The 26,130-nt window shown below is 67.4% G+C and carries 22 protein-coding genes; 16 read left to right on the top strand and 6 right to left on the bottom strand.

The features are described 5' to 3' along the window. Positions 1-31: 31 nt before the first annotated feature. The gene (locus AC24R4_RS19875) at positions 32-685 is read right to left on the bottom strand and encodes a VTT domain-containing protein (protein ID WP_400392992.1); all 654 of its coding nucleotides are present in this window, start codon (positions 683-685) and stop codon (positions 32-34) included. A gap of 125 nt (positions 686-810) precedes the next feature. Between AC24R4_RS19875 and mutL the strand changes: the two genes are divergently transcribed. From mutL to AC24R4_RS19860, 3 genes are read left to right on the top strand one after another with little or no spacing between them, the layout of a single operon-like run. Then, on the top strand, positions 811-2,796 hold the full coding sequence (gene mutL / locus AC24R4_RS19870; protein ID WP_400392986.1) for a DNA mismatch repair endonuclease MutL: 1,986 nt from the start codon (positions 811-813) through the stop codon (positions 2,794-2,796). Positions 2,797-2,821: 25 nt separating this feature from the next. Beyond that, positions 2,822-3,778, top strand: coding sequence for a tRNA (adenosine(37)-N6)-dimethylallyltransferase MiaA (gene miaA, locus AC24R4_RS19865; RefSeq protein ID WP_400392988.1), 957 nt, complete (start codon positions 2,822-2,824; stop codon positions 3,776-3,778). 53 nt (positions 3,779-3,831) lie between these two features. Beyond that, entirely contained in the window at positions 3,832-4,326 is a 495-nt protein-coding gene (locus AC24R4_RS19860; protein WP_400392990.1) for a GNAT family N-acetyltransferase, read from the top strand. A gap of 167 nt (positions 4,327-4,493) precedes the next feature. On the opposite strand, the gene purM is transcribed toward AC24R4_RS19860, so the two are convergent. Then, positions 4,494-5,546, bottom strand: a complete 1,053-nt coding sequence (gene purM, locus AC24R4_RS19855) for a phosphoribosylformylglycinamidine cyclo-ligase (protein ID WP_153947327.1) — start codon at positions 5,544-5,546, stop codon at positions 4,494-4,496. Positions 5,547-5,751: 205 nt separating this feature from the next. Between purM and AC24R4_RS19850 the strand changes: the two genes are divergently transcribed. From AC24R4_RS19850 to panB, 7 genes are all read left to right on the top strand, one after another. Next, positions 5,752-6,822 carry an AI-2E family transporter gene (locus AC24R4_RS19850; RefSeq protein ID WP_487523503.1) on the top strand — a complete coding sequence of 357 codons (1,071 nt, stop codon included), beginning with the start codon at positions 5,752-5,754 and terminating at the stop codon, positions 6,820-6,822. 51 nt (positions 6,823-6,873) lie between these two features. Continuing rightward, complete coding sequence (hda, locus tag AC24R4_RS19845) at positions 6,874-7,587, top strand: DnaA regulatory inactivator Hda (RefSeq protein ID WP_400391426.1); 714 nt, start codon at positions 6,874-6,876, stop codon at positions 7,585-7,587. Positions 7,588-7,693: 106 nt separating this feature from the next. Then, on the top strand, positions 7,694-8,368 hold the full coding sequence (locus AC24R4_RS19840) for a histidinol-phosphatase (protein ID WP_153947324.1): 675 nt from the start codon (positions 7,694-7,696) through the stop codon (positions 8,366-8,368). A 1-nt stretch (position 8,369) separates the two neighbouring features. Next, positions 8,370-9,989 carry a polynucleotide adenylyltransferase PcnB gene (gene pcnB / locus AC24R4_RS19835; protein ID WP_400391423.1) on the top strand — a complete coding sequence of 540 codons (1,620 nt, stop codon included), beginning with the start codon at positions 8,370-8,372 and terminating at the stop codon, positions 9,987-9,989. 1 nt (position 9,990) lies between these two features. Continuing rightward, on the top strand, positions 9,991-10,509 hold the full coding sequence (gene folK, locus AC24R4_RS19830) for a 2-amino-4-hydroxy-6-hydroxymethyldihydropteridine diphosphokinase (RefSeq protein ID WP_400391420.1): 519 nt from the start codon (positions 9,991-9,993) through the stop codon (positions 10,507-10,509). A 20-nt stretch (positions 10,510-10,529) separates the two neighbouring features. After that, complete coding sequence (locus AC24R4_RS19825; protein ID WP_400391417.1) at positions 10,530-11,171, top strand: deoxynucleoside kinase; 642 nt, start codon at positions 10,530-10,532, stop codon at positions 11,169-11,171. 123 nt (positions 11,172-11,294) lie between these two features. Next, entirely contained in the window at positions 11,295-12,116 is an 822-nt protein-coding gene (gene panB, locus AC24R4_RS19820) for a 3-methyl-2-oxobutanoate hydroxymethyltransferase (protein ID WP_400391414.1), read from the top strand. Between the two features lie 153 nt (positions 12,117-12,269). Here the strand turns inward: panB and AC24R4_RS19815 are convergent, their stop codons facing one another. The 4 genes from AC24R4_RS19815 to AC24R4_RS19800 form a co-directional block, all read right to left on the bottom strand. Next, positions 12,270-14,129, bottom strand: a complete 1,860-nt coding sequence (locus AC24R4_RS19815; protein WP_400391411.1) for a chorismate-binding protein — start codon at positions 14,127-14,129, stop codon at positions 12,270-12,272. 114 nt (positions 14,130-14,243) lie between these two features. Beyond that, on the bottom strand, positions 14,244-15,383 hold the full coding sequence (dnaJ, locus tag AC24R4_RS19810; RefSeq protein WP_400391408.1) for a molecular chaperone DnaJ: 1,140 nt from the start codon (positions 15,381-15,383) through the stop codon (positions 14,244-14,246). A 174-nt stretch (positions 15,384-15,557) separates the two neighbouring features. Continuing rightward, positions 15,558-17,504 (bottom strand): molecular chaperone DnaK, encoded by a 1,947-nt coding sequence (gene dnaK / locus AC24R4_RS19805; protein WP_400391406.1) that lies wholly within the window; start codon positions 17,502-17,504, stop codon positions 15,558-15,560. 169 nt (positions 17,505-17,673) lie between these two features. Continuing rightward, complete coding sequence (locus tag AC24R4_RS19800) at positions 17,674-18,228, bottom strand: cob(I)yrinic acid a,c-diamide adenosyltransferase (RefSeq protein WP_400391402.1); 555 nt, start codon at positions 18,226-18,228, stop codon at positions 17,674-17,676. A 193-nt stretch (positions 18,229-18,421) separates the two neighbouring features. On the opposite strand from AC24R4_RS19800, the gene AC24R4_RS19795 reads away from it, so the two are divergent. The 6 genes from AC24R4_RS19795 (at position 18,422) to glcF (ending at position 25,969) form a co-directional block, all read left to right on the top strand. Next, the gene (locus AC24R4_RS19795; protein ID WP_400391399.1) at positions 18,422-19,840 is read left to right on the top strand and encodes an FAD-binding oxidoreductase; all 1,419 of its coding nucleotides are present in this window, start codon (positions 18,422-18,424) and stop codon (positions 19,838-19,840) included. 10 nt (positions 19,841-19,850) lie between these two features. Then, complete coding sequence (locus AC24R4_RS19790) at positions 19,851-20,741, top strand: LysR substrate-binding domain-containing protein (RefSeq protein WP_400391396.1); 891 nt, start codon at positions 19,851-19,853, stop codon at positions 20,739-20,741. A gap of 220 nt (positions 20,742-20,961) precedes the next feature. After that, on the top strand, positions 20,962-22,473 hold the full coding sequence (locus tag AC24R4_RS19785) for an FAD-linked oxidase C-terminal domain-containing protein (protein ID WP_400391393.1): 1,512 nt from the start codon (positions 20,962-20,964) through the stop codon (positions 22,471-22,473). 79 nt (positions 22,474-22,552) lie between these two features. Beyond that, the gene (locus AC24R4_RS19780) at positions 22,553-23,491 is read left to right on the top strand and encodes an ion transporter (RefSeq protein WP_400391391.1); all 939 of its coding nucleotides are present in this window, start codon (positions 22,553-22,555) and stop codon (positions 23,489-23,491) included. Positions 23,492-23,539: 48 nt separating this feature from the next. After that, entirely contained in the window at positions 23,540-24,655 is a 1,116-nt protein-coding gene (gene glcE, locus AC24R4_RS19775) for a glycolate oxidase subunit GlcE (protein ID WP_400391388.1), read from the top strand. Between the two features lie 42 nt (positions 24,656-24,697). Further along, the gene (glcF, locus tag AC24R4_RS19770) at positions 24,698-25,969 is read left to right on the top strand and encodes a glycolate oxidase subunit GlcF (RefSeq protein WP_400391386.1); all 1,272 of its coding nucleotides are present in this window, start codon (positions 24,698-24,700) and stop codon (positions 25,967-25,969) included. Positions 25,970-26,130: the final 161 nt, after the last annotated feature.

Below are 26,130 nucleotides of genomic sequence, written 5' to 3'. Positions count from 1 at the left end.
CCGGCCGCGGCGTTCAGGGCCATGCGCAGCCTTAGCGGTCGGCTGGGGCGCGCGTGCGGCCCTTGCCGCGCACCAGCTTCCACAGCCCGCCCAGCACCAGCGGCACCACGGCCGCGCCGATACCGGCCAGCACGATCAGGTTCAGGTACTGCTTGATGAACGGCAGGTTGCCGAAGAAGTACCCGGCGAACACCAGGCCGAACACCCACGTGGCCGCACCGATCACATTGAACATCTGGAAGCGTGCAAACGTCATCTGCGACACGCCCGCCACGAACGGCGCGAAGGTGCGCACGATCGGGATGAAGCGCGCCATCACCAGCGTCTTGCCGCCGTGGCGTTCATAGAAGTCATGCGTCTTGCGCAGGGCTTGCTGGTCCAGGAAGCGCCAGTGCTGGTCGAACACCTTGGGCCCGATCCAGCTGCCCACGAAGTAGTTGACCGTGTTGCCCGTGACGGCGGCCACGAACAGCAGGCCCACCAGCATCCATTCGTTCATGGCGCCTGCCGCGCACATGGCGCCGGCAATGAACAGCAGCGAGTCGCCCGGCAGGAACGGCAGCACCACCAGTCCGGTCTCGGCAAAGACGATGGCAAACAGGATGCCGTAGACCCAGACCCCATAGTCCAGGACGAACTGCCCCAGGAATTTGTCGACATGCAGGACCATGTCGATCAGATGCAATACGGTATCCAAATTAGCCTCTCTCCAAAGAAGGCCCCCATCATACAAGAGCCATTACGACAATCCGTCACCTCTTGGCGGGACTTGTGCCGAAAACGTGTCCGGCCGCACGTATAATCGCCCGCATGCCTGCCGACGCCGCCCTGCCTGACGCCTCAGCCCCCCTTCGCACCACCCAGCCTGGCCGCCCGATCCGTCCGTTGCCGGATCAACTGATCAGCCAGATTGCGGCTGGCGAGGTGGTGGAGCGCCCCGCTTCGGTGGTCAAGGAACTGCTCGAAAACGCACTCGATGCCGGCGCCACCCAGCTGGGTATCCGGCTGGAGGAAGGCGGCGTGCGGCGCATTGTCATCACCGACAACGGCTGCGGCATTCCCGCCGACGAACTGCCCGTTGCGCTGATGCGCCACGCCACCAGCAAGATCGCCTCGCTCGATGAACTGGAATCGGTCCTGACCCTCGGTTTCCGGGGCGAGGCCCTGGCGTCGATTGCCTCGGTCTCGCACCTGGTACTGACCAGCCGTACCGCCGACGCCGCACACGCCACCCAGATCAGCGCCGACAGCGGTCAGTTGCAGCCGGCCTCGGGCGGCGTGGGCACGATGATTGACGTGCAGCACCTGTACTTCAACACGCCAGCGCGTAGAAAGTTCCTGAAATCGGAACAAACCGAGCTGGGCCACTGCCTGGAGATGATCCGGCGCGCGGCGCTGGCGCGGCCCGATGTCACGATCTCCGTCCACCACAACGGCAAGCCGCTGGAACACTGGAATGCCGGCGACGTGTCCACGCGCACCGCGCAGGTGCTGGGTAGCGACTTCGCGCGGGCGCGGCTGGCGCTGGACGAAGACGCCGATGCGTTGCACCTGTACGGCTTTGCCGGCCTGCCCACGGCATCGCGCGGACGGCCCGACCAGCAGTACTTCTTCGTCAACGGGCGCTTCGTGCGCGACAAGCTGCTGAACCACGCCGTGCGCAGCGCCTACCAGGACGTGCTGCACGGCGACCGCTTTCCGTCGTATGTGCTGTGCCTGGACCTGCCGCCCGAGCTGGTCGACGTCAACGTCCACCCGTCGAAGATCGAAGTGCGCTTCCGCGAATCGCGCGCGGTCCATCAGTTTGTCTATCACGCCGTGCAGCGTTGCCTGGCGCGCCAGGCCGGCGAACAGGGCGACAGCCTGCATTCCGATACCGGCGACGGTGCCGGCCTGATGCCGATGCCCGCCGCGCGCCCGGCCATGCCGGCAGCCGGGGTGCCCGGCGCCGCGCCGCAATGGATCAACTACTCGGCGGGCCGCCAGACCGAACTGGGTATTGCGCAGCCGCGCCAGGCCTATCTGGGCATGGTGCGTGACGCCACCTCGCCGGGATCGGCCAACCCGGGGTCGTGGCAGCCGTCGTCGCGCCCGCCCGCCTGGCTGGCCGACGCCCAGGCCGCCCGTGCCGACGAGCCGCCCGGCCTGCTGGACCGCCTGCCGCCGCGCGTCCCGGCACTGCCGGGCGCCGACGCCGAATCGGGCGCGGCCGATCATCCGCTCGGCTACGCCATCGCCCAGTTGCACGGCATCTACGTGCTGGCGCAGAACGCGCGCGGGCTGGTGCTGGTGGACATGCACGCGGCGCACGAACGCATCCTGTACGAACAGATCAAGGACGGCCTGGCCGCGCGCCAGCTGGCCGTGCAGCCGCTGCTGATTCCGGTGACGCTGCCGGCCAGCCCGGTGGAAATCGGCGCGGCCGAGGAGCACCAGGAAACACTGCAGCTGCTGGGCTTCGATATCGCGCCGATGTCGCCCACCACGCTGGCCGTGCGCGCCATTCCAGCCCTGCTCAAGCAGGCCGATGCCGAAGCACTGGCGCGCGACGTGCTGCGCGACCTGCAGTCCTACGGCGGCTCGCGCGTGCTGGCCGAACGTCAGAACGAACTGCTGGCCACGCTGGCCTGCCATAGCGCCGTGCGCGCCAATCGCAAGCTGACCGTCGAGGAAATGAACGCGCTGCTGCGCCAGATGGAACAGACCGAACGCGCCGACCAGTGCAATCATGGCCGTCCCACCTGGGTGCAGCTGACCGTGACCGAACTCGACCGCCTGTTCCTGCGCGGCCAGTAAGCCCCTGTTTCCCGTTGGCCGTTTGATGATGTCATCGCAGTTTTCCGACTTTCCGCCGATCGTCTGCCTGCTGGGGCCCACCGCGTCCGGCAAGACCGCTGCCGCGCTGGAGCTGGCCGCGCGCCGCCCGGTGGAGATCATCAGCCTCGATTCCGCGCTGGTCTATCGCGAGATGGATATCGGCACGGCCAAGCCCACGCCGGCCGAACTGGCCAGCGTGCGGCACCACCTGATCGACATCATCGATCCGCTCGACAGCTACTCGGCCGCGCAGTTCGTGACCGATGCCGAACGGCTGATCGACGAGATCCGGGCGCGCGGACACACACCGCTGATCGTCGGCGGCACCATGCTCTATTACAAGGCGCTGACCCAGGGCTTGAACGATCTGCCGCAGGCCGATGCCACCGTGCGTGCCGAACTCGATGCGCTGGCTGCCGAGCGCGGCTGGCCCGCGCTGCATGCGATGCTGGCCGAGGCCGATCCGGTCACGGCCGCGCGCCTGGCGCCCAACGATGCGCAGCGCATCCAGCGTGCGCTGGAGATCTACCGGCTCAGCGGCCAGCCGATGTCGGCACTGCTGGCCCGCCAGGCCGATGCGCGGACCTTCACGGGGGCGGCCGATGCGCGCTACCGGGTGATTGCGCTGGAGCCCTCGGACCGCGCAGTGCTGCACACCCGTATTGCCGACCGCTTCGACGCGATGCTGGCTGGCGGGCTGATCGACGAGGTGCGGCGGCTGCGCGCGCGCGGCGACCTGCATCTGGGGCTGCCATCGATGCGCTGCGTCGGCTATCGGCAGGTGTGGGAATACCTGGACGGCGACTGCGATGCCGCCACCATGCGCGAGCGCGGCATTGCCGCCACGCGCCAGCTTTGCAAGCGGCAACTGACGTGGCTGCGCAGCACGCCGGAGCGCATCAGCATCGATGCCCTGGCACCCGACTACGTCGCGCAGGTGGCCCAGGCCGCGGGCTGGTGACCGCGCGCCGGGTGACCGATAATCATCGCTTCCGTTTTTTTGAGCGAATTGCGATGACCGCCTTCCTGATCCGCCCCGCCACGCCCGCCGACAGCGCCACGCTGTTCCGCCTGATCTCGGAACTGGCCGAATACGAAAAGCTGACGCATCTGGTGGAAGCCACGCCGCAGAAGATTGGCGACGCGCTGTTCGGGGCCAGGCCCCATGCCGAAGCGGTGATCGTGGAAGTCGACCAGGAGGGTGCGAAGCAGGCCGTTGGCTTTGCCCTGTTCTTCCACAACTTCTCGACCTTCCTGGCCAAACCCGGCCTGTACCTGGAAGACCTGTTCGTCGAGTCCGCCTGGCGCGGGCATGGACTGGGCAAGGCGCTGCTCAAGCATCTGGCGGCGCTGGCCGTGGAACGCGGCTGCGGCCGCTTCGAGTGGTCGGTGCTGGACTGGAATCAGCCGTCGATCGATTTCTACCGGGCGATGGGCGCCGACGTGATGCCGGACTGGCGCATCTGCCGCGTGACGGGGGACGCGCTGAAAGCGCTAAGCGCTGCTTGAGGGATGCCGGGGGGGTGCTCCCCTCTCCCGCACAGCGGGAGAGGGGTTGGGGGAGAGGGAGCAGCGGTTCAAACTGCGATGATCGGCAAGCAGAACCGCTTTGCCCTCACCCCCGGCCCCTCTCCCGCGTGGCAGGAGAGGGGAGAAAACCGACTACGAAGCTACGCTCAGACCACCACGGTCTGGGCCTGGCCTTCGGCGCGTTCCTGGATCTCGCCGATCTGCCACACGGCTTCGCCGGCGGCCTGCAGGTGGCGGATGGCGCGTTCGGCGTCTTCCCGGGCCACGATCACGACCATGCCGATGCCGCAGTTGAACACGCGGTGCATTTCGGCGTCGGCCACGTTGCCCTGCGCCTGCAGCCACTGGAACAGCGGCGGCAGCGTCCAGGCATCGCGCTGGATCACGGCGGTCAGGTTGTCGGCCAGCACGCGCGGCACGTTTTCGGTCAGGCCGCCGCCGGTGATATGGGCCATGCCCTTGACCGGCAGCGTGTCGATCAGCGACAGCAGCGGCTTCACGTAGATGCGCGTCGGCGCCATGATGGCGTCCTGCAGGCGCTGGCCGTGGAAGTCGGCATTCAGGTCCGGCTTGGCCACTTCGATGATCTTGCGCACCAGCGAGTAACCGTTCGAGTGTGCACCCGAAGAGGCCAGGCCCAGCACCACGTCGCCCGGGCGGATCGTGGTGCCGTCGATGATCTTCTTCTTTTCCACGGCACCGACCGCGAAGCCGGCCAGGTCGTATTCACCGTCCGGGTACATGCTCGGCATTTCGGCGGTTTCGCCGCCGATCAGCGCGCAGCCCGACAGTTCGCAACCATGGGCGATGCCCTGGATCACGGTGGCGGCGGTGTCCACGTCCAGCTTGCCGCAGGCGAAATAGTCCAGGAAGAACAGCGGCTCGGCACCCTGCACCAGGATGTCGTTGACGCTCATGGCCACCAGGTCCTGGCCCACGGTGTCGTGGCGGTTCAGCTGGAACGCCAGCTTGAGCTTGGTGCCCACGCCGTCGGTGCCGGATACCAGCACCGGCTCCTGGTACTTCTTCGACAGTTCGAACAGGGCGCCGAATCCGCCGATACCAGCCATCACGCCTTCGCGCATGGTGCGCTTGGCAAACGGCTTGATCCGGTCGATCAGGGCGTCGCCGGCATCGATGTCAACACCGGCATCGCGGTAGGAAAGGCCTGCCTGGCCGGCGGTCGGGGATGCGCTCATGAGAACCTGCTTGTCTTGGATGAGGATGAAGTGCGGAATCCGTCGCTTTTAGCTAAGTCCCTGGGCCGGGGAGGCCAATCGGGCACGGAGCACGGACGCGAGTCCAGTAAAATCGCGATTTTAACGGATACAGGCTCCTGGCGACCAGTGATCGCGGACGAATCCACCTGCCACACTGCCAAACCATGACGCGCCGGACCCGCCGATGACCGCTCCCCTGCTTTCCCAAGACACCAAGCGCATCCTGCTGTGGATGGTGGTCGGCGCCGCCCTGTTCGCCGTGATTCTGGCGCTGGCGCCGGTGCTGACGCCGTTTCTGGTGGCCTTCATCTTTTCGTACATCCTCAATCCGGGCGTGGACTGGCTGCAACGCCGCCGGGTGCCCCGTTTCATCGGCGTGGCGCTGATGGTCGGGCTGCTGGGCGTGGTTCTGGTGCTGCTGGTGCTGCTGCTGATCGCGGTGCTCCAGCGCGAGATCCCGCAATTGCGCGAACAGGTGCCGATGCTGCTGCAGAAGCTCAACAGCGTGCTGGCGCCCCGGCTGGCCGAACTGGGCGTGCGCGTGCGCTTCGACTTCCCCGGCCTGCGCAGCATGCTGCAGAACCGCTTCGCGGCCAGCCCCGAAGACCTGATGCAGGTGCTGTTCGACTACGTGCGCGTGTCGGGATCGGCGCTGATCGAGCTGGCCGGGCTGCTGTTCATCGTGCCGATCCTGATGTTCTACCTGCTGATGGACTGGCACATGGTCATGCGGCGTATCGAGCGCCTGGTGCCGCGCCGCTGGGTGCCCAAGGTGCATGAACTGTCGGCCGAGACCGACGCCCTGCTGTCCCAGTACCTGCGCGGGCAGATCCTGGTCATGGTGATCCTTGCCGCGATCTACGCGATCGGCCTGACCGTGGCAGGGTTCGATGTGGGCATCCCGGTAGGCATCTTCACCGGCCTTGCCGTGTTCATCCCGTATATCGGCTTCGGCATCGGACTGACGCTGGCGGTGCTGGCCGCGCTGCTGCAGTTTGGCAACTGGTACGGGCTGGGCGCCGTGGCGGTGGTATACGGCATCGGCCAATTCGTGGAAAGCTTCTACCTGACACCGCGGCTGGTGGGCGAGCGTATCGGCCTGCATCCGCTGGTGGTGATCTTCGCGCTGCTGGCGTTCGGGCAGCTGTTCGGCTTCTTTGGCGTGCTGCTGGCACTGCCAACCTGTGCGGTGCTGCTGGTCGGCGCGCGTCAGCTGCGACGCGTTTACCTGGCCAGCGACCTCTATCGGCACTAGGCCGGCACTAGGCATACTGCAGGCACGCATCGCGCAAGTAACGGATTCGTCATGTCACCGCGTCAAAGTCATAAGCAGCTGTCGCTGGAACTGGGCAGCCCGCCCCCGTCCACGTTCGACAATTTCTTCGTGTCGGCCAATCGCGAGCCGGTGCAGCGCCTGCGCGACCTGCCCGGCCTGGTGGCGCGCGAGCAGGCCAACGACCGCCTGTTCTACCTGTGGGGCGACATGGGCTCCGGCCGCACCCACCTGCTGCATGCCGTCTGCGACGCCGCGATCCACGCCGGCCTGAACTGCCGCTACCTGAGCCCGCACCACGCGCTGGCCGACTTCATGTTCGACCCGGCGTGCCAGATCTATACCGTCGACAACGTCGACCTGCTGGACGAGGCGCGCCAGATCGCCGTGTTTTCGCTTTATAACGAGGTGCGCGCCCATGTGCGCTGCGCGCTCGTGGTGGCGGGCAGCCTGGCGCCGCGCGCCATGCCGGTACGTGAAGACCTGCGCACACGGCTGGGCTGGGGGCTGGTCTACCAGCTCCAGCCGCTGTCCGACGAGGACAAGATGGCCGCGCTGGTGCAGGCCGCCAAGGAGCGGGGGCTGCAGCTTTCGCCCGAAATCCCGCACTGGCTCGTGACGCGCCACTATCGCGACATGCCCAGCCTGATGGCGCTGCTTGACGCGCTGGACATGTATTCGCTGGAGCGCAAGCGCGCGGTGACGCTGCCGCTGCTGCGCGAAATGTTCGCCGAATTCCGGGAGTAGCCGCCGGACCCGCACGCTTGCTTGGTAGGGCCGGCGAGATGCCGCCCCGCCCGTCCCCCCGGGCCCGGCCGACCGCCCGGGACACCTTAATGTAAAATCGCGCCCCATGAATCTGGCACTGTTTGACCTCGACCACACCCTGATCCCGACCGATAGCGACCACGAATGGGGCCGCTTCCTGGTCCGCATGGGCGTCGTCGACGAGGAATCGTATCGTCGCAAGAACGACGAGTTCTACAGCCAATACAAGGCTGGGACGCTCAATATCCAGGAATTCCTGCGCTTTGCGCTGGCCCCGCTGGCGGCCAACCCGCGCGACCGGCTGGATCAATGGCGCGTGCGCTTCATGCACGAGGTCATCGAGCCGGTGATCACGCCGCAGGCGAAGGCCCTGGTGTACAAGCACCTGGAAGCCGGCGACCTGTGCGCGGTGGTGACGGCCACCAACAGCTTTGTCACCGCGCCGATCGCCCAGGCCTTCGGCATCAAGCACCTGATCGCCACCGATCCGGAAACGATCGACGGCAAGCCCGAGAGCGCCTTCACCGGCGAAGTGGCTGGCGTGCCCAGCTTCCGCGAAGGCAAGATCACCCGCGTGGAAAGCTGGCTCAAGAGCCTGGGCGCCAAGTGGGACGACTTCGGCACCACCACGTTCTATAGCGATTCGGCCAACGACCTGCCGCTGCTCGAAAAGGTCAGCGAGCCGATCGCCGCCAACCCCGACGACCGCCTGCGCAACCACGCCGCGGCCGCTGGCTGGCGCATCATGGACCTGTTCTGACGTGATCAAGAAGCTCATCACCCGGCTGCTGGGCAAGCCGGGGCCGAAACAGCGCCGCACGGGCCGCGCCCATACCCCGCGCGTGGTTGGCGTGGAAGAACACAGGATCGACCCGGCGCTGATCTCGCGCAACGCGGTCAAGGTCACGTCCACGCTGCAGCAGGCCGGGTACCAGGCCTTTATCGTGGGCGGCGCCGTGCGCGACCTGCTGCTGGGCATCAAGCCGAAGGATTTCGACGTGGCCACCAACGCCACGCCGGACCAGGTGCAGGCGCTGTTCCGCCGTTCCCGCATCATCGGCCGCCGCTTCCAGATCGTGCACGTGACGTTCTACGGCGGCCGCGAGCAGGAAATCATCGAGGTCTCGACATTCCGCGCGCTGGTGGACGCCGTGGCCAGCGAGACGCTGCCCGAAGGGCGCCGCCTGAAGCGGGCCGAGCTTGACAGCAAGACGCACGCGATCGACGCCAGCGGCCGCGTGCTGCGCGACAACGTGTGGGGATCGCAGGCCGAAGACGCCGAACGCCGCGACTTCACCATCAACGCGATGTACTACGATCCGGCCGCGCAGACCGTGCATGACTACCATCACGGCATGGAAGACATGCACGCCCGCACGCTGCGCATGATCGGCGACCCGGTCACGCGCTACCGCGAGGACCCGGTCCGCATGCTGCGCGTGGTGCGCTTTGCCGCCAAGACCGGCTTCGGCATCGACGAGGAAACCCGTGCGCCGATCGCCGAACTGGCACCGCTGATCCACAACGTGCCCAGCGCGCGCCTGTTCGACGAAATGCTCAAGCTGCTGATGTCGGGCCACGCCTGGGCATCGCTGCAGGAACTGCGCAAGGCCGGCCTGCACAAGGGCCTGCTGCCGCTGCTGGACGTGGCCATCGAACAGCCGATGGGCCAGCGTTTCGTGCAGCTGGCGCTCGACAACACCGACCGCCGCGTGCAGGCCGGCAAGCCGGTGTCGCCGGGCTTCCTGTTCGCGTCGCTGCTGTGGCACCACGTGCTGCAGCGTTGGACCAGGCTGCGCGACGAAGGCGAGCATCCGATCGCCGCGCTGAACACGGCCATGGACATGGTGCTGGAAAAGCAGACCGGCCAGCTGGCCATCCAGCGCCGCTTTGTCACCGACATGCGCGACATCTGGGGCATGCAGCCACGCTTTGAAAAGCGCGTGGGCCGCATGCCGTACCGCCTGCTGGAATCGCCGCGCTTCCGCGCCGGTTACGACTTCCTGCAACTGCGTTGCGAAGCCGGCGAGCAGCCGGCCGAGGTGGGCCAGTGGTGGACCGACTTCCAAAACGCCCACCCCGACGAGCGCGAGGCGCTGATCGAGGCGGCCCGGCCCGCGCGCGGCAAGTCCGGCAAGGGTTCCAGGGGCGGTTCGGGTGAGAGCCACGACGGCGGCCAGGACACCGGCCACGACGGTGGCGCGGAAGGCGCCGAGGACGGCACCGGCCACGATGGCGACGCGCCGGCACGCAAACGGCGCCGCCGACGCGGTCCGCGGAAATCGGATAAAGTGTCTTCCCGCAGCGAGGCGCAATCGACTGACGGGGCCGATGGAGGTCAGCCCGAGCCGGGACCGCGCCGCGCCCAGCCGGAGGAATAACATGACGCTTGCCTTCATCGGCATCGGCGCCAATCTTGGAGATGCGCGCCAGGCGTTGAAAGACGCCATCGTGTGCCTGGCCCAGCAGGTCGGGATCACGGTCGTTGCGCGGTCGTCGTTCTACCGCACGGCCCCGGTCGACGCCTCCGGCGACGACTACTTCAACGCCGTGGTCAAGGTCGAAACGACCTTCACGGCGTCGCAACTGCTGCGCATCTGCCACCACATCGAAGACCAGTTCGGCCGCGAGCGGCCGTTCCGCAACGCGCCGCGCACGCTGGACCTGGACCTGCTGCTGTTCGGCGCCGAAGCGATCAACACCGAGGCGCTGACCGTGCCGCATCCGCGCATCACGGAACGCGCGTTCGTGCTGGTTCCGCTGATCGAGCTGGACGCCGCGCTGGACATTCCCGGCCGCGGCCGGGCAGCGGACTTCCTGCCTGGCGTGCAGGACCAGCGCATCGAAAAGCTTTCCACTTGCAAGTGCACGCGCCTGCAGGAAGGCAACACCCCGTCCTGAGCGCACCGCGCACCTGACGCATGCTCGACCATCTGCGCCGCATCGTCGTCGAAGGCCCGGTCGGATCGGGCAAGTCCGCGCTGGCCCAGCGGCTGGCGCAGTACCTGCGGGCCGGCGAACTCGCCGACGGCGCCCGCCAGAATCCCTTCCTCGAACGCTTTTATCGCGAGCCGCAGCGTTACGCGCTGCCGATGCAGCTGGCCTGCCTGAACCAGCGCGCCACCCAGTTGCAGCAATGGCAGACGGCGATGCTTGCCGGCCAGCGCATGCTGACGAACGTCCTGTACGCGCGCGACCGTCTCTATGCCGCGCTGACGCTGGAGGCCGACGAACTGGCGCTTTACGACGCACTGGCGGCACGGCTGCAGGTGCCCGCGCAGCGCGTGGACCTGGTCATCCTGCTGCAGGCTACGCCGTCGCTGCTGCGCGAACGCATTCTGCGACGCGGCCTGCCTGGCGAATCCGCCATCGACGAGACGTACCTGCAACGGCTGCACGACGCCTACGGCGAACTGTTCCATCGCTACGACGACGCCCCGGTGCTGATCGTCGATACCGCCCACTTCAATCCGGTAGACAACGACGACGATTTCCGTACACTACTGTCGCGCATCGAGAACATGCGAGGCCGCAGGGCCTTCCTGAATCTCGCTGCCCGCTGATCTGCTCCAAAGCCGCTGCAAAGACGCGCCTAAGGCCCCCGGCAGCACAACACGATAACGACAACGGCCGCCGCCGAAGCTTGTTCGTGCGACACACGGCCGCCACTCCATACGGGCACTGCCATGAGTTACCTCCTCGACCCCTCCCGCAAGACCGTCACCGCGCCCAGGCTGCAGGCCATGCGCGACGCCGGCGACAAGATCGCCATGCTGACCGCCTACGATTCCAGCTTCGCCGCGCTGCTCGACTACTGCGGCGTCGAGATGATCCTGGTCGGCGATTCGCTGGGCAATGTGATACAGGGCCAGCAAACCACGCTGCCCGTCACGCTGGAACACATGGCGTATCACACCGAATGCGTGGCACGCGGCAACCAGACCGCGCTGCTGGTGACGGACCTGCCGTTCGGCACCTATCCCACGCCCGAAAAGGCCTTCGAAAGCGCGGCCACGCTGATGCGCGCCGGCGCGCAGATGGTGAAGCTCGAAGGCGGCGAATGGCTGGCGCCCACCGTGAAATTCCTGGTCGAGCGCAGCATCCCGGTGTGCGCCCATATCGGCCTGACGCCGCAATCGGTCCACGCATTCGGCGGCTTCAAGGTGCAGGGCAAGACCGAGGCCGGCGCCGCGCAACTGAAGCGCGAGGCCCAGGCGCTGGAGCAGGCCGGCGCGCAGGTAATCCTGATGGAAGCCGTGCCCGCCAAGCTGGCCGGCGAGGTAACGGCGATGCTGAAGGTGCCGACCATCGGCATCGGCGCCGGCGTGGACTGCTCGGGCCAGGTGCTGGTGCTGCAGGACATGCTGAACATCTACCCCGGCCGCAAGGCCAAGTTCGTCCGCAACTTCATGGACGGCCAGACCTCGATCGAAGGCGCCGTGCGCGCCTACGTGGCCGCCGTGAAAGACGGCAGCTTCCCGGCGGTGGAACATACGTTTTCGGCTTGATCCGGCGCACTCGCCGGAATGTTTGGCTCCCCTCTCCCATTGATGGGAGAGGGGCGGGGGAGAGGGCCGGCGATTGCGGTACCAAGCGAGGATCTCGCAGCCGAAGCGTTTGCCCTCTCCCCCAACCCCTCTCCCGCGTGCGGGAGAGGGGAGTCAATCAGTGGGCGGTGCGTCACGCAACCGCCCCCGCATCGTCCCCCGCAGCGCATTGGCGACGACGATCGCCTCTGCCCGCAGCACCGCCTCGCGCGTCACGGTCGTCTCGGCCACCGGGCCGTCGATCAGCGCATCGCCCGCCTCCAGCACCACCGCGCGCATCACGCCGGGCAGGATGTCGGCGGACAGCGGCGGCGTCAGCCACTGCCCATCGACCTTGACGAACACCGAGCTGCGGCCGCCTTCGAGCAGTTCGTCGCGCGTGTTGAAGAACAGGCAGTCGAATGCCCCGGCACGCTCCGCGGCCTGCCAGCCCTGATCGAACGTATAACGCGCGCTGAGCTTGTGGCGGCGCAGCGGATCGGCCACCGGCAATCGTAGTTCCGCCATGTCGAGATCGACCGTCGCGGCCGGCAGGGGCACGAGCGGTCCGCTGGCAAAGGCGATGGCGCCGCGCTTGTCGACGCTCATCCGCAAGCGCCAGTCGCCGTCGCCCAGCCGCGCGGCCTCGGCCTGCAACGCGGCACGTGCGGCCGGTGTGTCGAATGCGAATCCACACGTTTTTGAGGATTTGGCGATGCGCGCGAGATGCCGTTCGCGATGCAGCACGACGCCGTCGTGCGCATGCATGGTTTCGAACAGCGTGAAGCCCGGGTCATGCGCCGTCAGGAAGCGCGCCTTCCAGCCGCATTCGGCGAATTCGTCGTCGGCCACGCTGTCATGGACGATGCCGCCGCCCACGCCCATCTCGCCGCGCCGCAGGCCGGCCTCGTCGGCTGCGGCCAGCACCAGCGTGCGGATCGCCACGGACATGCCGAAAGCGCCCAGCGCGCCACCGGCGCGCGGCGCGTCGAGCCAGCCAATCGACCCCGTGTAGAGCCCGCGTGGCGAGGATTCCAGTTCGGCGATGATCTGCATGGTGCGGCGCTTGGGCGCGCCCGTGATCGACCCGCACGGGAACAGCGCCTGCATCAGGCTGCCGAACGACGTGCCGGCCTGCGCCGTGGCGGTGACGGTGGACGTCATCTGCAGCACGCGGCCGAACGGCTCCACCACAAACCGATCGGGCACCGCCACGCTGCCGGGCACGGCCAGGCGACCCAGGTCGTTGCGCAGCAGGTCGACGATCATCACGTTCTCGGCGCGATTCTTCGGATCGGCGGCCAGGACCCTGGCCGATCGTGCATCCACGTCAGCATCGCCGGTGCGCGGGGCCGTGCCTTTCATCGGGCGCGCCACCAGATGGCCCTCGCCATCGTGCGCCACGAACAATTCCGGTGACAACGACAGCACCCAGCCATCGCCGGGCAACCGTGCCAGCGCGCCGAACGGCACGGGCTGGGCATCGCGCAGCGCGGCGTAGAAGGCCACCGGATCGCCGAAGGTCTGGAAACCGAGCCGTTGCGTGAAGTTGACCTGGTAGGTATCGCCCGCCTCGATGTACGCATGGATGCGCGCGATGGCGGCGGTGTACTGTTCGCGCGACAGGTTGCCGGCCACGTCGAGCACGCCAGCCGGGCCGGGCCCGGCCTGGGCATCGACCCACTGCTTCACCTGTCCGGCATCGAGCAGCGTCAGCGTACGGAACCACAGCAGGCGCAAGGCGCCGTCGTGGAACGGTAGCCGTTCGTCCAGATGGACCGGAGCGCCGACGAGATGGCCGCCAAATTCGTACGGCGCAAACAGGGCAACGTGCAGGCTGTCGCGCCAGCCTTGTGCCAGCAGTGCGTCGAGCGCGGCGGCATCGGTGCCGGCCGGCACGATGTCCTGGCGCACGAAGCCGGTGTACAGACGCGATGCGGCGACGCCCGGCGCGTGGGCATCGTCGAGCAGAACGAAGGGATCGGTGAGAGACATCAATCTGGCGAACGTGGTCGGGATACGGACCGGGCCGTTCCAGCACCAACGATACATAAAAAAACCGGCCACGTTGCTCACGTAGCCGGTTTCTGTTTCCAGCGGCGCGAAGGCTTAGCTGAAGAAGCTCTTCACCTTGTCCAGCCAGGATTGCTCCTGCGGGCTGTGGCGCGAACCGCCCTCGTGGACCGAGCGGTCGAACTGGCGCAGCAGTTCCTTCTGGGCGTCAGTCAGCTTGACCGGTGTTTCCACGTTCACATGCACGTAGAGGTCGCCGGGATAGCCCGAGCGCACGCCCTTGATGCCCTTGCCGCGCAGCCGGAACGTCTTGCCGCCCTGCGTGCCTTCGGGCACCGGGAAACTGGCCTTGCCGCCCAGCGTCGGCACCTCGAGCTCGCCGCCCAGCGCCGCCGTGGCGAACGAGATCGGCATCTGGCAGTGCAGGTCGTCGCCATCACGCTCGAATACCTCGTGCGGCTTGATATGCACTTCGACGTACAGATCGCCCGGGGGGCCGCCATTGATGCCCGGCTCGCCATTGCCCGACGAGCGGATGCGCATGCCTTCGTCGATCCCTGCCGGAATCTTCACTTCGAGCGTCTTCTGCGACTTCAGCTTGCCTTGGCCGTGGCATTTGGTGCATGGCTTGGGGATGAACTTGCCGCTGCCGTGGCACTTCGGGCAGGTCTGCTGCATCGTGAAGAAGCCCTGCGACACACGTACCTGGCCCACGCCGTTACAGGTCGGGCAGGTTTCCACCGACGACCCCGGCTCGGCGCCGTTGCCGTGGCAGTGATCGCAATCGTCCCAGTGCGGCACGCGGATCTGCGCCTCGTGGCCGTGCGCGGCCTGCTCCAGCGAGATCTCCATGCTGTAGCGCAGGTCGGCGCCCCGGTAGGCCTGCGGGCCGTTGCCGCGTCGGCCGCCACCGGCCGCCTGGCCGAAGATGTCGCCGAAGATGTCGCCAAACGCCTCGGCGAAGCCGCCGCCGCCAAACCCGCCGGCGCCGAAGCCGCCGGCCATGTTCGGGTCCACGCCCGCATGGCCGTACTGGTCATAGGCAGCCTTCTTCTCGGGGTCGGAAAGCATCTCGTAGGCTTCCTTGGCCTCCTTGAATTTTTCCTCGGCTTCCTTGTTGTCCGGATTGCGGTCCGGGTGGTACTTCATCGCGAGCTTGCGATAAACCTTCTTGATCTCGTCTTCGCTCGCGTTCTTGCCTACCCCGAGCACTTCGTAGTAGTCACGTTTTGCCATGGTGGCTCAATACCTGATGGGCCCGGCGGGTCATGAAAACACCCGGCGGGCGATAAGCAAAAAAGCCGAGCGCGGTGTCCGACCGTGGTTTGCACCGTGAGTCAGACCACCGTCGCCCGGCGTCGGGAACGGGCAGCGGCGCCGGCATCACCCGCGCCGCCGCCCCCTTCCCGCTTACTTCTTGTCGTTCACTTCCTTGAACTCGGCGTCCACGACGTTATCGTCCTGGGGCTGGGCCTGCTGCTGGCCGGCACCGGCCGCGCCTGCACCCGCCGCGCCGGCTTCACCGGCCTTGGCCTGCATGTCGGCGTAGACCTTCTCGCCCAGCTTCTGGCTGACTTCGGACAGCGCATTGACCTTGGCATCGATCTCGGTCTTGTCGCCGCCGCGTGCGGCGTCTTCCAGTTCCTTGATCGCGGCTTCGATCTTTTCCTTCTCGCCGGCCTCGAGCTTGTCGCCATGCTCGGTCAGGGCCTTGCGGGTCGAGTGGATCAGCGCATCGGCCTGGTTGCGGGCATCGGCCAGCTCGCGGGCCTTCTTGTCTTCCTCGGCGTTGGCCTCGGCGTCCTTCACCATGCGCTGGATCTCGTCTTCCGACAGACCCGAGTTCGCCTTGATCGTGATGCGGTTTTCCTTGCCGGTGGCCTTGTCCTTGGCGCCCACGTGCAGAATGCCGTTGGCGTCGATGTCGAACGAGACCTCGATCTGCGGCATGCCGCGCGGCGACGGCGGAATGCCTTCCAGGTTGAACTCGCCCAGCAGCTTGTTGCCGCTGGCCATCTCGCGCTCGCCCTGGAACACCTTGATCGTCACGGCCGGCTGGTTGTCGTCAGCGGTCGAGAACACCTGGGCGTGCTTGGTCGGGATGGTCGTGTTCTTCGAGATCATCTTGGTCATCACGCCACCCAGCGTCTCGATGCCCAGCGACAGCGGCGTCACGTCCAGCAGCAGCACGTCGGTACGGTCACCCGACAGCACCGAACCCTGGATGGCGGCACCCACGGCCACGGCTTCGTCCGGGTTCACGTCCTTGCGCGCTTCCTTGCCGAAGAACTCGCGCACCTGCTCCTGCACCTTGGGCATGCGGGTCATGCCGCCCACCAGGATCACGTCGTCGATGTCGCTGACCTTGACGCCGGCGTCCTTGATCGCGGTACGGCACGGTTCGATCGTGCGGGCGATCAGGTCTTCCACCAGGGCTTCGAGCTTGGCGCGCGTGATCTTCAGGTTCAAGTGCTTCGGACCCGAGGCGTCGGCCGTGATGTACGGCAGGTTGATCTCGGTCTGCTGCGAGCTCGACAGTTCGATCTTGGCCTTTTCGGCGGCTTCCTTCAGGCGCTGCAGGGCCAGCACGTCCTTCGACAGATCGACGCCCTGTTCCTTCTTGAACTCGCCGATGATGTAGTCGATGATGCGCTGGTCGAAGTCTTCGCCGCCCAGGAACGTGTCGCCATTGGTCGACAGCACTTCGAACTGCTTCTCGCCATCGACGTCGGCGATTTCGATGATCGAGATGTCGAACGTGCCGCCACCCAGGTCATACACCGCAATCTTGCGGTCGCCCTTCTCGTTCTTGTCCATGCCGAACGCGAGCGCCGCGGCGGTCGGTTCGTTGATGATGCGCTTGACTTCCAGGCCCGCGATGCGGCCGGCGTCCTTGGTGGCCTGGCGCTGCGAGTCGTTGAAGTACGCCGGCACCGTGATCACGGCCTCGGTCACCGGCTCGCCCAGGTAGTCCTCGGCGGTCTTCTTCATCTTGCGCAGCACTTCGGCCGACACCTGCGGCGGGGCCAGCTTCTGGTCGCGCACGCCAACCCAGGCGTCGCCGTTGTCGGCCTTGACGATCGAGTACGGCATCAGGCCGATGTCCTTCTGGACTTCCTTCTCCTCGAACTTGCGGCCGATCAGGCGCTTCACGGCATACAGCGTGTTGCGCGGGTTGGTCACGGCCTGACGCTTGGCCGGGGCGCCAACCAGGATCTCGCCATCTTCCATGTAGGCGATGATCGACGGCGTGGTGCGCGCGCCTTCCGAGTTCTCGATGACCTTTGGCGTGTTGCCTTCCAGGACCGACACGCAGCTGTTGGTGGTACCCAGGTCGATACCGATGATCTTACCCATAGTGTTCTCTCCTATTGCCCTGTCTCTCAGTCAGGGACTGCAATCTCGACTGAGAGCGAAATGTGGCCGTCCCGGGCCATTTCAAGGGTGTAATCCGCAAATCCGAGTAATTTTCTCGGTTTATCCGGCCAGACCCGCCAGCCGGCTTAACGTTAGCTATTCATCACAATCAGGACGGCCGCCCGCGCTGCCACAACACGTCGGTGCCGCCGCCCGCGCGATTCAGCACGCGAGCCAGTACGAAAAGCAGGTCCGAGAGCCGGTTCAGGTACTGGCGCGGCGCGTCGTTCAGCGATTCGGCGGCGCCCAGTTCCACCAGGGAACGCTCGGCGCGCCGGCACACGGTGCGGCAGACATGGGCATGGGCGGCGGTGCGGCTGCCCCCGGGCAGGATGAATTCCGCCAGGCGGGGCAGGCTGGCGTTGTAGTGCGCCAGCCAGGTATCGAGCTGCGCCACCTGGGGTTCCTTTAGCAAGGTGTATCCGGGAATCGACAGTTCGCCACCCAGGTCGAACAGGTCGTGCTGGATATGAAGCAGCGCATCGCGCACGTCGGCCGGCAGGTCCGGCTCGGTCAGCAGCAGGCCGATCTGGGAATTCAGCTCGTCGACGTCGCCGATGGCGGCAATGCGCAGGCTGTTCTTGCCCACGCGGCTGCCGTCACCGAGGCCGGTGGTGCCGGCATCGCCGGTGCGCGTGGCAATCTTGGACAGGCGGTTGCCCATGCCGGTCTCCTCGTTTTCTGGGGTTGGTGCTTCGAAGTGGCGCAATTATGGCCTGCTTCCGGTCCGGGATGGCCGTTTATCGGCCGGATGGCGGCCAATGCCCGCCCATCAGGTGGCGCACGCGGCGTAGGCGAGTCGTAGAATAGCGGCATTCCATTACATACAGAGCCATACGGCCCGCCCGGAGACCCGCATGAACCACCCCACACCTGCCGCCGCCCTGGCGCGCCGCCCGTTCCCGTCCGCCCTGGCCGATGCCCTGACCTCCCGCTTCGGCGACCGCTTTTCCACCTCGAACGGCGTGCGCGAGCACCATGGCCGTGACGAATCGCCGTTTCCGCCCGCCCTGCCCGATGCCGTGGTATTTGCCCACAGCACCGAGGAAGTGGCCGAGGTGGCCAGGCTGTGCAACACCCATGGCGTGCCGCTGATTCCCTACGGCGCCGGTTCGTCGCTCGAAGGCCACCTGCTGGCCGTTGCCGGCGGGGTCAGCCTTGACCTGTCGCAAATGAACCGCGTGCTGGCCGTCCATCCCGAAGACCTGACCGTCACCGTGCAGCCGGGCGTCACGCGCAAGCAGCTGAACCAGGAAATCAAGGACACGGGCCTGTTCTTCCCGATCGACCCGGGCGCGGACGCGTCGCTGGGCGGCATGTGCGCCACGCGCGCGTCGGGCACCAACGCCGTGCGCTACGGCACCATGCGCGAAAACGTGCTGGCCTTGACCGTGGTCATGGCGGATGGCCGCGTGATCCGCACCGGCACCCACGCGCGCAAGTCGTCGGCCGGCTACGACCTGACCCGCCTGTTCATCGGCAGCGAAGGCACGCTGGGCATCATCACCGAGGTCACGGTGCGCCTGTATCCGCAGCCCGAGGCCATTTCGGCTGCCGTATGCGCGTTCCCGAGCATGGGCGACGCGGTGCGTGCCACCATCCAGACCATCCAGCTGGGCGTGCCGGTGGCGCGCGTGGAATTTGTCGATGCGCTGGCCATCCGCGCCATCAACCGCCACGACAACCTGACACTGCCCGAGACCCCGCACCTGTTTTTCGAATTCCACGGCACCGAGGCCGGCGTGCGCGAGCAGGCCGAGACCGTGCAGGAAATCGTGGCCGAGCATGGCGGCCAGGGCTTCGAGTGGGCCACCCGCCCCGAAGACCGGACGCGGCTCTGGAATGCCCGCCACACGGCCTACTTTGCGATGCTGCAGCTCAAGCCCGGCTGCCGCGCGGTGACCACCGACGTCTGCGTGCCGATTTCGCGCCTGGCCGATTGCGTGACCGAGACCGAGCGCGACCTGAACGCATCGTCGCTGCCCTGCCCGATCGTCGGCCATGTCGGCGACGGCAATTTCCACGTGGCGATCCTGGTCGATACCGGCAAGCCCGAGGAAATGGCCGAGGCCGAGGCCATCAACCGCCGGATCGTCGAGCGCGCGCTGTCGATGGGCGGCACCTGCACCGGCGAGCATGGCGTGGGCCTGCACAAGATCGGCTTTCTGGTGCAGGAGCACGGCGAGGACGCGCTGGACCTGATGCGCGCCATCAAGGACGCGCTGGACCCGAACCATATCCTGAACCCGGGCAAGATCTTCAGCGCGTCGCGCTGAGCCCGCGGCCATGGCATCGGTCTTCCAACGCGTTCCGCCGCTGCACCTGCTGATCGCCTTCGAGTCGGCGGCGCGGCTGGGCAGCTTTGCCCGCGCGGCCGAGGAACTGTCGGTCACGCCCAGCGCGGTCTCGCATCGCATCAAGAACCTGGAGGAGCTCTGGGGCGAGGACCTGTTCGTGCGCTCGAACGCCGCGCTGCGGCTCACGACGGCCGGCACACGCTACCAGCGCAACGTGCAGGATGCGCTGAAATCGCTCAACGAACTGGCGCGCCCCGAGTACAACAAGCTGCGCACGCGCCTGCGCGTGGCCATTCCGCCCACCTTCGGGCGCCAGCACCTGGTGCCGCGCCTGCCCGAGTTCAGCGCGCTGTATCCGCATATCGACCTGGAACTGCACCTGGCCGTGCCGTTCCTGGATGTGAAGGCCGAGGATACCGACATCGAGATCCGCTACGGCACGGGCCGCTATCCGGACCTGAAGACCACCAGGCTGCTGGTGGAGCCGGTGTTCCCGGCGTGCGGCCGCGAATACTACGAGCGCGTGAACGGCTTTGCCATCACCAGGCCCGAGGACCTGCACAACCTGACGCTGCTGCGCAGCCCGCTGGAACCGTGGCGCCCGTGGTTCGAGACGGCGGGCCTGGACTGGCCCGAGCCGCAGACCGGCGCCCAGTTCAACGACATCGGCCTGATGCTGGAGGCCATCGTGTCGAACCAGGGCGTGGGCCTGGTGCGCCAGCGCATGGCGCGCCAGTGGCTGGCGGCCGGCCAGATGGTGAAGCTGCTCGATGTGGAATCGATCTCGCCGCACGGCTATTACATCGTCGAGCGCGAGCAGGCGCCGCTGCTGCCCGAGGCGCGCTACTTCATCGACTGGCTGCTCGGGCTGGACTGGTAGCGCCTGAGCCACTACGCTGGAAGCGTCCCCTGCCCGACGACGGTGTGCGCCGGTGCCCACCCCCTGCCCGCGCCGGCATGAACCATTTTGATCGGGTCGGCATGCGGAATTCACGTGCCCGGGCGCCCGCCTGGCGAGGTGCCTGCGCTATAGTCTGCCGTCCCGGCCGCGTGCCTGCGAAGCAGCATGCGGCGCCCGGTCCGTCACAGGAGTTGCTGCCATGAACGCCCCCCAAGACGCCCGCACCGTTGCGGATGTATCCGCCCAAGCCGCAGATGGCCGCCGTGCCGCGCTGCTGGCCCGGCTGTCGGCCATCCTGCCCGACGCGGCCGTGCTGTGGCGGGCTGAAGACACCGTCCCCTACGAGTGCGATGGTCTGGCGGCCTATCGGCAGGTGCCCGATGCCGTGGTGCTGCCCGACACCGAGGACCAGGTCTGCGCCGTGCTGCGCCTGTGCCACGAACTCGGCGTGCCCGTGGTGCCGCGTGGTTCCGGCACCAGCCTGTCCGGCGGCGCCATGCCGGTCGCGGGCGGCCTGGTGCTGTCGCTGGCCAAGTTCAAGCGCATCCTGTCGGTCGATCCGTATTCGCGCACGGCGGTGGTCCAGCCCGGCGTGCGCAACCTGGCCATTTCCGAAGCGGCCGCGCCGCACAATCTCTATTACGCACCCGACCCGTCGTCGCAGATCGCCTGCTCCATCGGCGGCAACGTGGCCGAGAACTCCGGCGGCGTGCATTGCCTGAAGTACGGGCTGACCGTCCACAACGTGCTGCGCGTACGCGCGGTGACGATGGAGGGCGATGTGGTCGTGTTCGGCTCCGAGGCGCCCGATTCGCCGGGCCTGGACCTGCTGGCCACGATCATCGGCTCCGAAGGCATGCTGGCCGTGGTCACCGAGGTCACCGTCCGGCTCATCCCCAAGCCGCAGCTGGCGCAGGTCATCATGGCCAGCTTCGACGACGTGGAAAAAGGCGGCAATGCCGTGGCCGACGTGATTGCCGCGGGCATCATCCCGGCCGGCCTGGAGATGATGGATCGCCCCGCCACGGCCGCCGTGGAGGAATTCGTCAAGGCCGGCTACGACCTCGATGCCGCCGCCATCCTGCTGTGCGAGTCCGACGGCACGCCCGAGGAAGTGGCCGAGGAAATCGGCCGCATGAGCGAGGTGCTGCGCGCTTCGGGCGCCACGCGCATCACGGTGTCGCAGAACGAGGCCGAGCGCCTGCGCTTCTGGAGCGGCCGCAAGAACGCCTTCCCGGCCGCGGGCCGTATCTCGCCCGACTATTACTGCATGGACGGCACCATCCCGCGCAAGCACATCGGCACGCTGCTCAAGCGCATCGAACGGATGGAGCAGAAGTACGGCTTGCGGTGCATCAACGTGTTCCATGCCGGCGATGGCAACATGCACCCGCTGATCCTGTTCGATGGCGGCGACGTCGATGAATGGCACCGCGCCGAACTGTTTGGCGCCGACATCCTGGAGACCTGCGTCGAACTGGGCGGCACCGTGACCGGCGAGCATGGCGTGGGCGTCGAAAAGCTCAATTCGATGTGCGTGCAGTTTTCGCGCGAGGAATGCGAGGCGTTCTTCGGCGTGAAGGCGGCGTTCGATCCCGCGCGCCTGCTCAACCCGGACAAGGCCATCCCGACGCTGGCACGCTGTGCCGAATACGGCAAGATGCACGTCAGGCGCGGCCTGCTGCCCCACCCCGACATCCCGCGATTCTGATCGACGCGCAGGGCCCGGCGGGGGATGGCGGCACGCTGCCTGTTTATCCACCCGCCCCTGCTTACCTGTTTCGTCAGACATGCCACAACGCCACACCAACGCCATGATCCGCCAGCGCCTGGGCCAGCCCGAATCGGGCTGGCGCCAGCACTGGTACACGATCATCTTCGAAGCCGACACGCGCCCGGGGCGACTGTTCGACGTCGTGCTGCTGATCGCCATCGTCGCCAGTGTCGGCGTGGTGATGCTGGACAGCGTGCCGTCCATCCACGCCCGGCTGGGCACGGCGTTCACGGCGCTGGAATGGATGTTCACGCTGCTGTTCACGGCCGAGTACGTCATGCGGCTGTGCGTGGTGAAGCGCCCGCTGCGTTACGCGCTTAGCTTCTACGGCATCATCGACTTCATCTCGATCATGCCCACCTGGGCGTCGTTCTTCGTGCCCGAGCTGGCGTTCCTGATCGACGTGCGGCTGCTGCGCCTGCTGCGGGTGTTCCGGATCCTCAAGCTCACCGTGTACTTCGAGGAGGCCGAGATCCTGGCCCGCGCACTGGCCAATAGCCGGCGCAAGATCTTCGTGTTCCTGGCCACCGTGTTCATCATCACGGTGATCCTGGGCACCGTGATGTACGTGGTCGAAGGCCCCGAGCACGGCTTCACCAGCATTCCGCTCAGTATGTACTGGGCCATCGTCACGTTGACCACCACGGGCTTCGGCGACATGGTGCCGAAGACGCCGATCGGGCAGTTCATCACGTCGCTGACGATCCTGCTGGGCTACGGGATCATCGCCTTCCCCACCGGCATCGTCGGCGCCGAGCTGGCCGCCAGCATCATCAAGCGGCCGCTGACCACGCGCTCGTGCGAGCAATGCCTGACCGAAGGGCACGAGCCGTCCGCCAGGTTCTGCCAGCACTGCGGCAGCGCGCTGCCGGCGTACCGCAGCGAGCCAGGCCTGGAGGGCCGGCTCGAAGGCGCCGTGGAGAACCGGCCGCCGCCCAGGCCGCCGCGCCCATGATGGGCCCGATGCGCCCCTGACCCACCCACCCTATCACGACACGTCCTCATGCAAGCCACCCTCGACGCCACCCTCGCGACCTTCCGCGACGCGATTCGCCAGGCCGGCGACAGCCGCACCCCGCTGCGGCTGCGCGGCGGCGGCAGCAAGGATTTCTACGGCCAGGCGCTGGTCGGCACCGTGCTCGATACACGGGCGTATCGCGGCATCGTCGACTATGACCCAGCCGAGCTGGTGATCACCGCGCGCTGCGGCACGCCGCTGGCCGAGATCGAGGACGTGCTGGCCGGGCACCGCCAGATGCTGGCCTTCGAGGCGCCCCATTTCGCCGCGCACGGCCAGGCCAGCACCGCCACGCTGGGCGGCGCCTTCGCGGCGGGGCTGTCGGGGCCGCGCCGCCAGTCGGTGGGCGCCTTGCGCGATTTCGTGCTCGGCGCGCAGCTGATGGACGGCAAGGGCGAGATCCTGAACTTCGGCGGGCAGGTCATGAAGAATGTGGCCGGCTACGATGTATCGCGCCTGCTGGCCGGCTCGCTCGGCACGCTGGGCCTGGTCACCGAGGTATCGCTGAAGGTGCTGCCCGTGCCGTTCGACGACGCCACGCTGCGCTTTGCGCTGTCCCAGGCCGACGCCATCGACCAACTCAACAAATGGGGCGGCAAGCCGTTGCCGATCGCGGCGTCGGCCTGGCATGACGGCGTGCTGTGCGTGCGCCTGAGCGGCGCCACCGCCGCCGTTTGCGCGGCGCGCGACAGCCTGGGCGGCGAGGTGGTCGATGCCAGCCATGCCCGACAGCTGTGGACCGCCCTGCGCGAGCAGACCTATCCGTTCTTCACGCCGGCGCGCGACGCCGGCCGCGCGCTGTGGCGCATTGCCGTCCCGCCGGTGACAACGCCGCTGGACCTGCCCGGCGAGCAACTGGTGGAATGGGGCGGCGGCCAGCGTTGGTGGCTGGCGCCCGACGACAGCGTCGCGTCGGCCGACCGGGTCCGCGCGGCCGCCCAGGCCGTGGGTGGCCATGCCACGCTGTTCCGCAACGGCGACAAGGCCGTGGGCGTGTTCACGCCGCTCCCGGCGCCACTGGCGGCGATCCACCGGCGGCTGAAGGCCAGCTTCGATCCAGCGGGCATCTTCAATCCACAGCGCATGTACAGCGGGCTTTGAGCCACGTCCGGACACGGTCCCCAACGATAACGATCCCCCACCATGCAAACCACACTGGCCGAATTCCTGCGCAACACGCCCGAAGGCGAAGAGGCGAAATCGATCGTCGGCAACTGCGTGCACTGCGGCTTCTGTACCGCCACCTGCCCCACCTACCAGCTGCTCGGTGACGAACTGGACGGCCCGCGCGGGCGCATCTACCTGATGAAGCAGGTGCTCGAAGGCAGCGCGGTGACCGAAAGCACGCGCCTGCACCTGGACCGCTGCCTGACCTGCCGCAATTGCGAATCGACCTGCCCGTCGGGGGTCACGTACGGGCGCCTGGTCGACATCGGCCGGCAGATCGTCGATGACCGGCTGGCCGAACAGGGGATCCGGCGCCCCGCCAGGCAGCGCATCGCGCGCTGGATGCTGCGCGAGGGCCTGACCCGGCCCGGGCTGTTCGGCCCGGCGCTGAAGCTGGGCCAGATCGTGCGGCCGCTGCTGCCGCAGACGCTGCGCAACAAGGTGCCGGCCCACCCGACGACGCCGGGCACCTGGCCGCGCAGCGAGCATCCGCGCAAGATGCTGTTGCTCGACGGCTGTGTGCAGCCCGCCATGTCGCCCAACATCAATGCCGCAACGGCCCGTGTGTTCGACAAGCTTGGTGTGCAACTGGTGTTGGCGCGCGAGGCCGGCTGTTGTGGCGCGATCCGCTTCCACACCGGCGACCATGCGGGCGGGCTCGACAACATGCGCGCCAACATCGACGCCTGGTGGCCCCATATCCAGGCCGGCGCCGAGGCCATCGTCATGACGGCATCGGGCTGCGGCGCGATGGTCAAGGACTACGGCCACCTGCTGCGCAATGATCCAACGTACGCCGAACGGGCCGCGCGCGTGTCGGCGCTGACGCGCGACCTGTCCGAGCTGCTGCCCGACTTCGCCGACGACCTGCACCGGCTGGCCGGCGCGGTGCCGCGCGATGGCCGCCGCGTGGCGTGGCATCCGCCCTGCACGCTGCAGCACGGCCAGCAGATCCGCGGCAAGGTGGAATCGCTGCTGACGCGCCTGGGCGTGGACGTGCGGCTCTGCGCCGACAGCCACCTGTGCTGCGGCTCGGCGGGCACGTACTCGGTCCTGCAGCCCGAGCTGTCGTACAAGCTGCGCGACGACAAGCTGAGCAAGCTGCAGGCCACGTCGCCCGATGCCATCGCCACGGCCAATATCGGCTGCATCACGCACCTGCAAAGCGGCACGGACACGCCGGTGATCCACTGGGTGGAGCTGGTGGACCGCATGCTGGCGCCGACAGTGGCGGCGCAGGCGGCGTAGGGGATGTTTGCTCGCCTCTCCCGCAAGGCGCGAGAGGGGTCGGGGGAGAGGGCCAGCGCCGCCATCGCGACGGCCGTGTTCCCGGCGCAACGGGCCGGTGCCTCAGCTTGCACGCATCTTGTCCGGGAGTAACATGGCGGCACATCGGATTCTCCCAAGCT

The organism is Cupriavidus sp. CER-90, from assembly GCF_057652055.1.
Note: the sequence above shows the minus strand (reverse complement) of the source record. Positions and strands in the feature narration are given on the sequence as shown.